This window comes from Candidatus Polarisedimenticolia bacterium (assembly GCA_035764505.1).
GTDB lineage: Bacteria > Acidobacteriota > Polarisedimenticolia > Gp22-AA2 > AA152 > AA152.
The window spans coordinates 1-12,283 of sequence record DASTZC010000132.1; the positions used below are offsets into that span (position 1 = coordinate 1).

The following is a 12,283-nucleotide window of genomic DNA, read 5'->3' on the forward strand; positions in this document are numbered from 1 at the left end:
TGGACGATCCGCAGACGGCAATCCCGGGGGTGTCCTTCGTGATCACGTCACCGAGTTCTGGGAAGGCGATGCGGGTTGCGTTGTTGAATAGGTGTGCTCCTTCCCGAAATGTTTGATCGTTTGAAGAGATAAATCGGTAGAGAAACGACCTCCTCCTTAAGGCGGGCAAAGAGCCCGCGATGAGGAGGAAGTGATGCAGGAAGATCCTACCGCAACGACGTCTGAGGGGCAGGTCGGGACTCAGGCGGAAAGCCAGACTGAAATGAAGAATGCTCCCGGGGTGGAAGCCACCTCGCAGGAGGGGTCCGCAACGGCGCAGGAGGAACACGCCGGTGCGGGAGTTGGGGCTGTCACAGCGGCGAGCAAGGCAGACCCGGGAGATCGTCCGGTGCGAGGCCGCCGCATGGGCTCCAAGCCCGCGGGCCGTGAGGGCGAGGGGCGGGGCACGCTGACGAGCGCGCAGCGGCTGCTGCTGTTAGACACGTGGCAGCGCAGCGGCCTGCCGGCGGAGGCCTTCGCGGGAATGGTGGGGCTATCGAAGCACACGCTGTACCTGTGGAAGAAGCGGTTCGAGCAGTTGGGACCGGCGGGGCTGACGGATCAGCCGCGGGGGGCCCCGAAAGGGAGCCGGCTGTCGGAGGCGACGCGGCGGGCGATCGTGATGCTCAAGCAGGCGCATTCGGAGTGGGGATGCGAGCGGATCGCCGAAGTTCTGTGGCGCAGCGAGGGGTACGAGGCGAGCGCGGGGGCCGTGTCGCGCGTGCTGAAAGAGGAGGGGTACGAGGCGGAGGAAGCGCCGAGCGTATCGCACGAGCCGGTGCAGCGGCGCTTCGAGCGGGCGCGGCCGAACCAGCTGTGGCAGTCGGACCTGTTCACGTTCCTGTTGAAACGGGAGAACCGTCGGGTGTATCTGGTGGTGTTCCTGGATGACCACAGCCGGTTCGTGGTGGGCTTCGGGGTGCACGCGACGCCGTCGGGGGCCCTGGTGCGCGAGGTCCTGGAGGCGGGGCTGGCCAACTACGGTCCGCCGGAGGAAGTACTGACGGACAACGGTCCGCAATACCAGACTTGGCGCGGGAAGAGCGCGTTCAGCCGGCTGCTGGAGAAGCGCGGGATCCGGCACCTGGTGTCGCGGCCGCGGCATCCTCAGACTCTGGGGAAGGTGGAGCGGTTCTGGGGGACGCTGTGGCGGGAGTGTCTGGAGGCGGCGGTGTTCCAGGATCTCTCGGACGCCCGCACGCGGGTGGGCCTGTTCATCGATTACTACAACTTTCTGCGGCCGCATCAGGGGTTGGAGGGACTGGTGCCGGCGGATCGTTACTTCGAGGCGGCCGAAGAGGTGCGGCGGACGCTGCAGGCGAGGGTGGCGGAAAACGCTTTGGACCTGGCGCGGCATGGCGTGCCGCGCAAGAGCTTCTATCTGACGGGTAAGGTGGGCGAGCAGGCGATCGCGCTGCACGCGGAGGGTGAGCGGGTGATCCTGACCACCGGCGATGGGAGGCGTGAGGAGGTGGACTTGAAAGCGTCGGGGCGCAGAGCGGGGCCGGGAGTGGAGCCGGGGCTGCCGGAGCCAGTGACGCCGCAGGGCGGGACGATGGAGGAGCCTGCGGGAGGTGAGCCATGAAGACGGTCCGCAAGCCGGCGGTGCTGAGCGGCAGCGATGCCGCGAAGCGGCTGGCGGTGGTGATCCTGGAGGCGCTGAGCGGGTTGCGGAGTCCTTCGCAGGCAAGCCAGGCGGCGGGCATCTCGGTGGCGCGCTACTACGTGCTGGAGACTCGTGGTCTGCAGGGGCTGGTGACGGCGTTGGAGCCGCGCCCGAAAGGCAAGCGCCGCACTCCGGCCGGAGAGCTGGCGACGCTGCACAAGGAGAAGGGACGCCTGGAGCGGGAGCTGATGCGGGCGCAGTCGCTGGTGCGGATGGCGCAGCGCAGCATGGGGATCGCCGCCAAGCCGGAAGCGAAGTTGGACGGCAAGAAACGCCGTCGGCGGCCGGTGGTGCGGGCGTTGAGGGCGGCCGCAGCATTGCGGCCGCCGGCCGGTTCCGAAAAAACGGAAAGCGTGAAAAAGGAGTAAGCCCGTGGCCCGGCCTCCGGACGGGTTGAAGTCGGTGGACAAGCTCGAAGGCTCCGAAGAGACCAAGCAGCGGCTGCAGGTATTGCTGCAGACGCTGACGGGAGAGCTGAGCATCACCCAGGCCTGCGAGCTGCTGGGAGTGGGCGAGGCGCGCTTGCATGTGCTGCGGCGGCAGGTGCTGCAGGGAGCGTTGGAAGCCCTGGAGCCGGTGCCCGCGGGACGGCCGCGGCACTCTGTGGCTCCGGAAGCGGAGCGCATCCGGGAGCTGGAGGAGCAGGTGCGCGAGCTGAAGTTCGACCTGCGGGCCTCGTTGGTGCGCACCGAGCTGGCGCTGACGATGCCGCACCTGATGCGTCGGGCGGAGCAGCGGCGCGGCAGGAAAAAAAACTCCCCGACCCGCTCCGGCTCTGGCGGGAAGAAGCCCCCGCGGGGTTGAGCGGTGCAGGGCTGCGACGGCATCTCGGACGGGTGAACCTGGTCATGAAGGTGACGAGCAACGAAGCCACGAGAGCACGGCGGGGGCTTCCCCGCCAGAAGGTTCGCCGGCAGGCGGAGCGTGCTGTGCGGATCTCCGCCGTGGCGTTCGGGCGCTGGGCGCGACAACAGGGACGGTCGTTGCGGCAGTCCGCCGCGCAGCTGGAGCTGCCGTTCCCAACGCTCCAGACCTGGGAGCGCCAGTGGCGGCGGGATCGAATGAAGCTGCGTGCCCGCGGCCGTCACGGGCCGACCGTGGACCGCGACACACGCCGGGAGATCCTGGCATTGCTCGACTTGATGGGTCCGCGGTTGGGGCTGCCCACCTTGCGCACGGTCTTCCCCGTCGTCGCCCGGGCCGAGCTGGTGGAGCTGCAGCGGCGCTATCGAGCGGCCTATCGGCGGCGCCACGGGATGCTCGTGCAGGTGTTGCGCTGGACTCGCGCCGGAGCGGTGTGGGCCTTGGACTTCACGCAACCGCCGTGCCTCGTCGACGGCATCTACGATCGGGTGCTGGTCGTTCGCGACCTGGCCAGCGACTACCAACTGGCGGCGCTGCCGACACGGGGGGAGACAACCCGTTCGGTCGTGGAGATGCTGCGCGCCCAGTTCGCCTGGCACGGAGCTCCCCTAGTCCTCAAATCCGACAACGGCGGGGCCTTCCGCAGCGACCGGGTGCGCTGGCTGCTCCTCCGCCATGGCGTGATACCGCTGCTCTCACCACCCGCCACTCCGCGCTACAACGGGAGCGTGGAGGCGGGGATCGGTATGCTGAAGGTACGGGCCCATTACGCTTCGGCCCGCCACGGCCGTGTCGCCCAATGGTCCTCCGACGATCTCGAGCTCGCCTGCGGTCAGGCGAACCACACGACACGACCTGAGGGTCTGACTCCCGAGTCCGTATGGCGGGATCGGACGCATCCCACGGCCTGGGAACGGGCCTTGTTCCAGGAGACCTACTTGCGGTATAGGGAGGAGGAACGAATGCGGCGCGGGCTGACCGAACCTCTCGACCCTCGCCAACAGGCAACGCTCGAACGCGTCGTCATCGGCCGCGCCCTCGTGGAAAGCGGCTATCTTTTGGTCCGGAGGAGGCGAATTACTCCACTGATTTACTCGCGAAACCGGTCAAAGATATCGTGATCAGCACAGCAGTCCCGGCCGATGAGCACGGGACCCAGCAGCGTGGCCATCGGAGAGATTTGGCTGCCCTGTCCCACCCAGATCCCCTCCGCCACCTCCTGCTCGAGCTGGAAGCCGTTCACATCCCCCTTCAGAACGTCCCGGTTCACGCTCAGGTAGTCCTTCAGATCGAGGACATTCCTGCAGTATCCCGGGAGCTCCGCAGCCGCAATGGAATGCCCCGCCTTCTTGAGGCGCGGAAGAAGGTGCTCCTTGATGTCGCAATAGACTCCGGGCTCGATACAGGAAAGGACCGACCGGTCGAAGACATAGACCCCTGCCGGCACTCGGATCGGACTTTTGGCGGAGTGACGGCGCAGCGTGATGCCGCTGACCCGGGAATCCGCCTCCACTTGCAGCTCCATGGGGTGCCAGTCTCGCGAGGAAAACGGGAGCGTCTGCACGGCTACCGTGGCGGTGGCGGTGCCGCGCCGGTGGGACCTCCCCAGCTCCCGGAGATTGGCATCCAGAAAGAGGCTTCCATGGATCACCAGGAACGGCTCGTTCCCGATGAAGTCGGCCAGGGGGAGAAGGCACCCGGCGGTCCCCCGAGGAGCGTGCTCCCGGGAGTAGGTGATCCGTATCCCCAACCGCGCGCCGTCTCCGAGAACGTGCCAGAAGACTTCGTAGTTCCCGTTCACTGCCAGGGCGATCTCACGGATCCCGTTCTGCCTCAGGTGCTGGAGGACGTACTCGACCATAGGACGGTTCGCTACGGGAAGCAGCGCTTTCGGCGCCTGGTGAGCCAGGGGCGCCAGCTGGGTGTCCTGGCCCCCGGCGAGCAGAATCGCCTTCATGACGTCTCCCCCGGCGCGGCGACGCCCGCTTCTTCCGATGCGGGCGGGAACGGGGGCTTCAGGTACTCGAGGCGATCCATCATTTTCCCCTTCGGTCGGTTGGGTGGCGCACGGCAATCCCGCAGAGGGGCATCCCGTGCCCCCTCCGCGGGAAACTCGACAAGGGTGCTATTACTGGTGCGTTGCCGAATCATTCACCTGCAAGCTGGAGATCATCCGATCGAAGGTCTGCCCCAATTCGTCGTAATCCGTGCCGGGGGCGATGAACAAGGCGTAGACGACGTCGTCGTCGGCAAGCGCGCGGGTGAAGACGGTGACCCGCTCTTCCTCTCCCGTGACCGGCGAGCGGCCGGACAGGACCAGGGAAAGCGCCGAGGCGCCGCTGACCGTGTCGGTTCGCTGTGAATTCGGCACCATCTTCAAGTGGGGGTTGGTCCGCAGGATCTGGCTGACGAGATCATTCGTCGCCCGGGCGAGGCTGGTGCGGCTCTCGATGCGGCCGTTGCCATCGACGAAGCTGTTGCCGGTCCCGACGAACCGTCCGCTGGTGTCGGCATCGAAGGTGGCGTAGTGGTTGACGATGACACCGTAGATGAGGTTTCTCTCCTCGCCTCCCGTGTCGACGTAGCCGCCTTCCGGAGCGATGGTCACCCCGTAGCCGTTCGCGGGCTCATAGACGCGCCAGTTCTCCGGATAAATTATCTGGAAGAACTGCCCGCGCTGCTCGAACGAGCGAAAACTCGCTGACGGCCGGTCGATGTTGACCCCGGACGCGCGGCGGTCGCTGAGTCGAACCTGCGACACCATCGGCGAGGCTTCCTGGGCTTGCGCAAGCTGCTGCGTGGTTCGTGTCGCCGGCATACCAAGGAGCTCTTCTTTGGCCTGCTGGTAGCCGCCCACAGGCTTGGTCGGCCTGATCGACAGCGTCTTCATCTCCTTGCGGATGCGGTCGGCGCGATCTTTGGGGGCGGGGTGGGAGCTGAAGAACTGCTCCACCTTCGATGGATTGCGCTGCTGCTGGCTGCGCAACATCTCGAAGAAATCGACCATGTCCTTGGGGTTGTAGCCGGCCCTGGCCATCATCTGGGCACCCACGACATCGGCCTGCTCCTCGTCGGTGCGGCTGAACTTCAGGAACATGGTGTTCAATCCGAATCCTCCCACCGCGCCGATGGCTCTCTGGGTCGAAGCGCTCTCCCCGTCCGTGAGCCCTGCCAGAACGCCCAGTCCGGCCTGGCCCATATAAGCCTTGGATGCGTTGTTGGTCCCGTGCCGCAGGGCGACGTGGGCCATCTCATGAGCCATCACCCCTGCGAGCTGCCCCTCGTTGCGCGAGGCTTCGATGAGACCCCGGTTCAGGTACAGGTATCCGCCGGGCAGCGCAAAGGCGTTGATGTCGGAGGCGTTCACCACCTTGAACTGGTAGGGGTATTTCGCTCCGGGGGCCACGGCCGCCAGGCGCTTTCCGACCGCATTGACGTAGAAGTCGATCGAGCGGTCATTCAGGATCGGAAGCTGGCGCTCGGCATCTGCCGCCGACTGACGTCCGATTTCCTGATCCTGCTCGAGGGAGAAAAGATTGAACCCGGGCTTGATGCGGGTCTGAGCGAAGACCACTCCCGCGGAGAAGGTCAGCAACGTGACCAGGCAGCCCCGTATGATCGGGCTTGGAACTCTCTTGAAAGCCATTCATTCACCTCGTTTCCAGGTTGGATAAAGTGCGCATCAGAGACACGACGGCATCCGTCTGGCAGGACACTCGAGCGTCTGGCTCGCCGCCAATCGCCTTGTACCTGATTCGCGTTTCACGAGGTGATCGTAGTCTTCAGACTGGGCCGGTACTATGGGGCATTCACCCACCGGTCACGAGATGGCTCCCCCGCTTGGCGCGCGAGGTCCTCGTTTTGGAGTGTGGCGTTGGAGTGTGGCGTGGGTTGGCAGGCGTCGGTTACGATGACTCCCGCCGGAGGATGGAAGAGAGGAACTCGCCCGCCCAGGCGTTGGATTTCACCATGAAAGCGTCGGCCCCGCTCCGAATCGCCGCCTGACGGTAGACCGGCTCCGTGTGCTCCCCCATGATGATGACCTGGACGTTGCTTTCCGTGTTCTTGATCATCTGGGTTGCCTCGAGACCGTTTACGCGCGGAAGCGACATGTCCATCAGGACCAGATCCGGTCGAAGCTCCCGGGCGAGCTCAATGGCCTGTTCTCCATCGGCCGCCTCCCATACCTTTTGGACCTTCTCGTCTGACTGCAGGAACTTCTTCACCGCGCTCCGGAATCCCAGGTTTCGAGCCGCGATCAGGACAGTCATGGCGATCCCCCTCGTTGCTTCGTAAAAACAGGATTCTGCGTTCGGGGGACCGCCGGGACCATGGGGTATTCACCCCATCTTGGGGTTTTAGAACCTTTTATTGATTGGTTCCTATTTACCCTTTTGGGCCTTTTGGGCCTTGGGCTTCGAGATCTTCTCGACCAGGGTGGCGGTTTTCTCCGGCTCATGCACGCGCGTGGCAATGTCGGCCTGAGCGATGATCCCCACGATCCTGTCTTCGTCATCGATGACGGGAATGCGCCGAAATTGATTCTCGGACATCGCGTCGAGCGCCTTTTGCAAGTCGTCCCCGGTGCGGCAGCTCACGACTTTACGGCTCATGACCTCCTCCGCCTTGGTGGTCTCCAGGTCGCGCTCTTCAGCGATCACCTTTACCGCCAGGTCGCGATCCGTAACCATTCCCACCAGTTTTCTGGTCTTAACGTCCTCGACGATAGGAACCAGACCGATGTTTTCCTTTTTCATAACCTGCGCGATATTGGCCACCAGGTCGCTCGGTTTGCATACCACGGGATTCTTGGTCATCACCTCGCTGCACTTGCTCATCGGAATTCTCCTCATTAGGCCTTCTGTCTCGTGACGATGTGCGACTCGAATCAAGATAAGGCACGGAACGAGAAAGCGCCATGGGGTGGTTACCCCAACGGCTCCATGATCGGTCAATGTCACGTAAGGCTTAGGCCCGATGGGCAGACGCTCTTGCGGGCTCCAGGATGGTTCCGGGCATCAGGATCGTCCCGGAATGAGGTGAGACCATGCTGCAAGAATTTCCGATGTACGCCTACCTCCCCGCGCAGGATGTGAGCCGCGCACGCCAGTTCTACGAGCAGAAGATAGGCCTGAAGCCGAAGCAGGAGATCGCCGGCGGGGTGGTCTATGAGTTCGCCAGGGGCACCGCCTGCTTCCTGTATCCGACCGTGAACGCCGGGACCTCCAAGGCCAGCCAGGCTTACTGGCAGGTCAAGGACATCGAGCGTGTCGTCGACGATCTGAAAAGCCGCGGCGTGCAGTTCGAGAACTACGACATGCTGGGAATGAAGGGCGAGAACGGCATCTATACCGCCGGCGGCGCCCGGGCGGCCTGGTTCAAGGATACCGAAGGAAACATCCTGGCCCTGATCCAGGACAACCGCCCGGCCAGGTAGTCGGCTTAATCGCAGGGCGGCGGAAGCTCCCGGCTCTTAGTAGTTCAACGTAAGGGTTTGGCCCCATGTGCGAACGCTTGCCGGCAGGCTAACATGCGTGGGTACAGAAACCCTTGCTCCGGCACCTTCTCCAGCACGTTTCTTGGCCGAGCGCATTCCCTGCAAGGGTTCGACATTGTGGGAACGGACACTCAAAGGAAGGGAAAAAGAATATGAGAAAACTTTCGATCGCTCTATCGCTCGTGGTGCTGATGGCTCTCTCGGGGGTCGTCGCCTCCGCGGATGACAAGAAGACGGCCACCGGCATGGACAAGAAGGACACCAAGACCTTGTCAGAGGCCTCGATGGTCCTCGATGCCCTGGCGACCGCCCCGGACAAGGGCATTCCGCAGGAGCTCCTTGCCAAAGCCGAGTGCGTCCTGATCTTCCCCAACGTCGTGAAGGGCGCGTTCGTGGTCGGCGGCAAGGCCGGCAAGGGCGTCGGTTCCTGCCGGCAGGCCGACGGCTCCATGAGCGCCCCGGCGATGTATGAAATCGGCGGCGCCAGCATCGGCTTCCAGTTCGGCGGATCGTCCACCGACTTCGTCCTGCTGGTCATGAACAAGGAAGGGATCAATTACCTCCTGAAGGACAAGTTCACGATCGGCGGCGAAGCTTCGGCGACCGCCGGCCCGGTGGGACGCACCGCCAGCGCGAATACCGACGCCATGCTGCAGGCCGGCATGCTCTCCTGGTCCCGCTCGAAGGGCCTGTTTGCCGGGGCCTCGCTCGACGGCGCGGTCGTGAAGCCCGACAAGGAAGCCAACCACGATCTGTACGGCCGCGATATCAGCGGCAAAGAGATCCTGGTCGATTCGACGGTCAGCACCCCCTCGCCCGCCCAGCCCTTGATGCAGTCGATCAAGAAGAACATGAACGCGGCGGCGGCGAAGGAAGCTACCGAAGGCTAGCCTTCAGGCTAGGCCTTTTGTCCGATAGCAGCCAGGCGGGGCTGGGGAGCTGCGGCTCCCCAGCCTGGCCCGGCTCGAAAGACCCGCAACTCCCTCGAGCAAGCGCCCTCTCCGGGAACCCACCCCCCGCGCTGCGCACCTGGCAAAAATAGATGTGAAGCTCGCCGGCGATCCGGAGAGCTCGCTGATTCTTCCGAGAATCGCATCTCAACCAAGCTGCCCTACGAATCGCAAGGAGCCATCGCAATGAAGCAATTTCGACGCACCCCCCTCGTGACGGCCGCCGCAGTCCTGGCACTCGGCGTCTGGGGCTGCAGCACCGGCACCGGCACCACGCGCGAGGAGGCCCGCGAAGCGGCGGCCGACGCGCAGAAGTCTGACGTGGCCGACGCCACGGCGCGCAACGACGCCAAGGACCCGGGAACCGTCCAGCCCGACAACACGGCGCGCAACGCCGATCCCAATTACGCTGCGAACCCGCCCTTCGATCAGGGATCCAGCGAGGCGGACACCACCATCACCCAGAGGATCCGCCAGGCGGTCATGGACGACCAGGTGCTTTCGACCAGCGCCCATAACGTGAAGATCATCACCAACGCCGGCAGGGTCGTTCTCATGGGCCCCGTCATGAGCGAGGCGGAGCGTGCCCGCATCGAGCAGATCGCCGTCGGCATCGCCAAACAGGGGAACGTGCAGAACATGCTCGAAGTGAAAGCCGAGCAGCCGAGGTAACCAAGACCCTTCACTCAATGCAGCATTTCAAGAAAGGATACGTGCAACATGGCTTCCAACAATGCCGTCTTCTGTCTCGCCAAGAGCGAGTCGCAAGCCGATGAGATCGTCACGAAACTGAAGGACAGCGGCTTCTCGGCGAACGACATCTCCGTGCTGTTCGCGGACAAGTCGGGCACCAAGGACTTTGCCCACGTGCACAACACCAAGGCCCCCGAGGGCGCGGCCACCGGCGCGGGCGTCGGCGGCGTGGTGGGCGGCACGTTCGGCTGGCTCGTCGGCATCGGCTCGCTGGCCATCCCCGGCCTCGGCCCGTTCATCGCGGCCGGCCCCATCATGGCGGCCCTGAGCGGCGCGGCCATCGGCGCAACCGCCGGCGGGCTGACCGGAGGACTGGTCGGTCTGGGGATCCCCGAGTACGAGGCGAAGCGCTACGAGAGCAAGCTGAAGGAAGGCAACATCCTGATCTCGGTGCACTCGGACAACAAGGACGAGACCAAGCGCGCCAAGGACATCTTCACCACCTGCGAAGCCGAAGGCATCGCCAGCGGCGATGAGGCGAAGGTCAAGGACGCGAAGAAGGACACCACGACTCGCGATCGCGACCTTCCCAAGTACAGCGTTCAGTAGAGCTGCCCACGGACCCCATGGCGCCGGGACCTCGATGACCAGCGAGCCCGGCGCCGTGCTCTCCGTGCGAGGCTGAACCGGCCCTCCTCCCCTGCCGCCGGAGGGCCACCCAGAAAGGCCGCCTCCGATGACCAACCTGTTGAAGATCGAAAACCTCTCCCGCTACAAAGACTTCGCCCGGCTCTGGATCAAATACGGCGGCAAGGGAATCCTCGCCGGCTCGCGCTACGACGATGCCTTCGAGCTGAAATTCGACACCCCGGAAGCCTCCCCGGCAGGATCGGCCGCGCCCTCCAGCGCCGGCCCCCAACCCGTCGACGATCTCGCCGCCAAGGGCAAGCAGCTCGCCGCCGACCTCGAGGCGATGGGTCCGACATATATAAAGGTAGGCCAGTTCCTCTCGCAGCGCCCCGACCTCCTCCCCGCCCCCTACATCGACGCCCTCACCCGCCTGCAGGACCACATCGAACCGTTCTCCTTCGGCGAGGTCGAGCGCATCGTCTCCGAGGAGCTGGGGATGCGCATGTCGCGGGCCTTCCAGGAATTCGACCCGACCCCCACGGCGGCGGCGTCCCTCGGGCAGGTGCACCGCGCCAAGCTGCGCAGCGGGCGCCCCGTGGCAGTCAAGGTGCAGCGCCCCGGCATCCGCGAGCAGATCCTCAAGGACCTGGAGTTCCTCGAGGGGATGGCCGAGTTCCTCGCCAGGCACACCGAGTTCGGGCAGCGCCTCGGAGTGGAGGAGATGCTCGACGAGTTCCGCCGCAGCCTGCTGCGCGAGCTGGACTACCGGATGGAGGCGCGCCACCTCGCCGTGATCGGGGCCAACCTGAAGCATCTCCCGCGCATCGTCATCCCCGCGCCGGTGGACGATTACGTCACCGCCCGCATCCTGACGATGGATTTCATCGCCGGGACCAAGATCACCGACCTGACGCCCCTGGCCTTCGTGGAGCTCGACCGCGCGGCGCTCGCCGAGGTGCTCTGCGAGGCCTACCTGCAGCAGATCCTTGTGGACGGCTTCTTCCACGCCGACCCGCACCCCGGCAACGTCTTCCTCACCGAGGACGACCGCATCGCGCTGCTGGACCTCGGGGGAGTGGCGCAGATCCCCCCGCGCATGCAGGACGATCTGATCAAGCTGCTGCTGGCATCCAGCGAAGGGCAGGGAGAGGAGGCGGCCCAGTGCTTCCTGAAGCTCGCCCAGCCGGTCGGCGAGGCGCGCCCGGACGACGTGCGCCCCCGCATCGCCGAGGCGATCGCCCGCTTCCGCCAGGTCGGCCTGGGACAGGTCTCGATGGGGAAGGTGCTGCTCGACGCGGGGCGCGTCGCCCTGGACGCCGGCTACCGCCTGCCGCACGAGCTGACGCTGCTCAGCAAGACCCTGCTGAACCTGGACCAGATCACCCGGTTCCTGGACCCGGAGTTCGACCCCAACGCCGCCATCCGCCGGCACGCCGCCGACATGATGCGCCGCAAGATGCTCCAGTCCCTCTCCCCCGGCCGGCTGTTCGCCGGCGCTCTGGAGATGAAGGAGTTCGCCGAGAAGCTCCCCGGCCGCGTCAACCGCCTGCTCGACGCCGTCTCGGAGAACAAGGTGCAGATCCGAATTAAGGCGATCGACGAGGCCCTCCTGATGGAAGGCCTCCAGAAGATCGCCAACCGCGTCACCTTAGGGCTGGTGATCTCGGCCCTGATCGTCGGCGCCGCCCTGCTCGTCCGGGTCGAGACGTCTTTCAAGATCTTCGGCTACCCCGGCCTCGCCATCCTGCTCTTCCTGACCGCCGGCGTCAGCGCCATCGTGCTCGTGTGGAATATCCTGCTGCGGGATCTCGTGATGCGCCGTGGGAAGTTGCGTGCGCTCAAGCAAGGTGGGAAGCGGTAGGTTCGGGGTACATTTAGCTGGAGGACTTATCAGGAGGCCACAGTTAGGCGGCCCCCTGGGTCAACTAAAGATGCAAGTACACT

At 65.0% G+C, this 12,283-nt stretch carries 13 protein-coding genes; 9 read left to right on the forward strand and 4 right to left on the reverse strand.

Annotation, left to right across the window (positions count from 1 at the left end):
- The first annotated feature begins 403 nt into the window (after positions 1 to 403).
- Genes VFW45_09365 through VFW45_09380 form a run of 4 tightly spaced genes read left to right on the forward strand, consistent with a single transcriptional unit; the run spans position 404 to position 3,690 of the window.
- Positions 404 to 1,624: an IS481 family transposase gene (locus VFW45_09365; protein ID HEU5180990.1), complete on the forward strand. Its 1,221-nt coding sequence runs from the start codon at positions 404 to 406 to the stop codon at positions 1,622 to 1,624.
- Complete coding sequence (locus VFW45_09370; GenBank protein ID HEU5180991.1) at positions 1,621 to 2,073, forward strand: hypothetical protein; 453 nt, start codon at positions 1,621 to 1,623, stop codon at positions 2,071 to 2,073. The genes VFW45_09365 and VFW45_09370 overlap by 4 nt, the downstream gene beginning before the upstream one ends.
- 4 nt (positions 2,074 to 2,077) lie before the next feature.
- Positions 2,078 to 2,509, forward strand: a complete 432-nt coding sequence (locus VFW45_09375) for a helix-turn-helix domain-containing protein (protein HEU5180992.1) — start codon at positions 2,078 to 2,080, stop codon at positions 2,507 to 2,509.
- A complete protein-coding gene (locus tag VFW45_09380; GenBank protein ID HEU5180993.1) occupies positions 2,506 to 3,690 on the forward strand; it encodes a DDE-type integrase/transposase/recombinase in 1,185 nt (394 codons plus the stop codon). Before VFW45_09375 ends, VFW45_09380 begins: the two co-directional genes overlap by 4 nt.
- Here the strand turns inward: VFW45_09380 and VFW45_09385 are convergent.
- The 4 genes from VFW45_09385 to VFW45_09400 all read right to left on the reverse strand — a co-directional run bounded on the left by VFW45_09385 (position 3,660) and on the right by VFW45_09400 (position 7,407).
- Positions 3,660 to 4,526 carry an NDP-sugar synthase gene (locus VFW45_09385; GenBank protein HEU5180994.1) on the reverse strand — a complete coding sequence of 289 codons (867 nt, stop codon included), beginning with the start codon at positions 4,524 to 4,526 and terminating at the stop codon, positions 3,660 to 3,662. The genes VFW45_09380 and VFW45_09385 overlap by 31 nt on opposite strands.
- Positions 4,527 to 4,697: 171 nt before the next feature.
- Positions 4,698 to 6,215, reverse strand: coding sequence for a M48 family metallopeptidase (locus tag VFW45_09390; protein ID HEU5180995.1), 1,518 nt, complete (start codon positions 6,213 to 6,215; stop codon positions 4,698 to 4,700).
- Positions 6,216 to 6,474: 259 nt separating this feature from the next.
- Positions 6,475 to 6,840: a response regulator transcription factor gene (locus VFW45_09395; GenBank protein HEU5180996.1), complete on the reverse strand. Its 366-nt coding sequence runs from the start codon at positions 6,838 to 6,840 to the stop codon at positions 6,475 to 6,477.
- 111 nt (positions 6,841 to 6,951) lie between these two features.
- Positions 6,952 to 7,407 carry a CBS domain-containing protein gene (locus VFW45_09400; GenBank protein ID HEU5180997.1) on the reverse strand — a complete coding sequence of 152 codons (456 nt, stop codon included), beginning with the start codon at positions 7,405 to 7,407 and terminating at the stop codon, positions 6,952 to 6,954.
- A gap of 209 nt (positions 7,408 to 7,616) precedes the next feature.
- Here VFW45_09400 and VFW45_09405 point away from each other — a divergent pair, with 209 nt between their 5' ends.
- From VFW45_09405 to VFW45_09425, 5 genes are all read left to right on the forward strand, one after another.
- Positions 7,617 to 8,006: a VOC family protein gene (locus tag VFW45_09405; protein HEU5180998.1), complete on the forward strand. Its 390-nt coding sequence runs from the start codon at positions 7,617 to 7,619 to the stop codon at positions 8,004 to 8,006.
- A 212-nt stretch (positions 8,007 to 8,218) separates the two neighbouring features.
- The gene (locus VFW45_09410) at positions 8,219 to 8,956 is read left to right on the forward strand and encodes a lipid-binding SYLF domain-containing protein (protein HEU5180999.1); all 738 of its coding nucleotides are present in this window, start codon (positions 8,219 to 8,221) and stop codon (positions 8,954 to 8,956) included.
- 246 nt (positions 8,957 to 9,202) lie between these two features.
- Positions 9,203 to 9,688 carry a BON domain-containing protein gene (locus tag VFW45_09415; GenBank protein ID HEU5181000.1) on the forward strand — a complete coding sequence of 162 codons (486 nt, stop codon included), beginning with the start codon at positions 9,203 to 9,205 and terminating at the stop codon, positions 9,686 to 9,688.
- Between the two features lie 48 nt (positions 9,689 to 9,736).
- Positions 9,737 to 10,318 (forward strand): DUF3341 domain-containing protein, encoded by a 582-nt coding sequence (locus VFW45_09420; GenBank protein HEU5181001.1) that lies wholly within the window; start codon positions 9,737 to 9,739, stop codon positions 10,316 to 10,318.
- A 127-nt stretch (positions 10,319 to 10,445) separates the two neighbouring features.
- Positions 10,446 to 12,200, forward strand: a complete 1,755-nt coding sequence (locus VFW45_09425) for an AarF/UbiB family protein (GenBank protein HEU5181002.1) — start codon at positions 10,446 to 10,448, stop codon at positions 12,198 to 12,200.
- Positions 12,201 to 12,283: the final 83 nt, after the last annotated feature.

Bases quoted from the DNA above. Each gene is read 5' to 3' on its own strand.
- VFW45_09365 (HEU5180990.1), top strand. From the start codon at position 404: ATGGGCTCCAAGCCCGCGGGCCGTGAGGGCGAGGGGCGGGGCACGCTG.
- VFW45_09370 (HEU5180991.1), top strand. From the start codon at position 1,621: ATGAAGACGGTCCGCAAGCCGGCGGTGCTGAGCGGCAGCGATGCCGCG.
- VFW45_09385 (HEU5180994.1), bottom strand. From the start codon at position 4,526: ATGAAGGCGATTCTGCTCGCCGGGGGCCAGGACACCCAGCTGGCGCCC.
- VFW45_09390 (HEU5180995.1), bottom strand. From the start codon at position 6,215: ATGGCTTTCAAGAGAGTTCCAAGCCCGATCATACGGGGCTGCCTGGTC.
- VFW45_09395 (HEU5180996.1), bottom strand. From the start codon at position 6,840: ATGACTGTCCTGATCGCGGCTCGAAACCTGGGATTCCGGAGCGCGGTG.
- VFW45_09400 (HEU5180997.1), bottom strand. From the start codon at position 7,407: ATGAGCAAGTGCAGCGAGGTGATGACCAAGAATCCCGTGGTATGCAAA.
- VFW45_09405 (HEU5180998.1), top strand. From the start codon at position 7,617: ATGCTGCAAGAATTTCCGATGTACGCCTACCTCCCCGCGCAGGATGTG.
- VFW45_09410 (HEU5180999.1), top strand. From the start codon at position 8,219: ATGAGAAAACTTTCGATCGCTCTATCGCTCGTGGTGCTGATGGCTCTC.
- VFW45_09415 (HEU5181000.1), top strand. From the start codon at position 9,203: ATGAAGCAATTTCGACGCACCCCCCTCGTGACGGCCGCCGCAGTCCTG.
- VFW45_09420 (HEU5181001.1), top strand. From the start codon at position 9,737: ATGGCTTCCAACAATGCCGTCTTCTGTCTCGCCAAGAGCGAGTCGCAA.
- VFW45_09425 (HEU5181002.1), top strand. From the start codon at position 10,446: ATGACCAACCTGTTGAAGATCGAAAACCTCTCCCGCTACAAAGACTTC.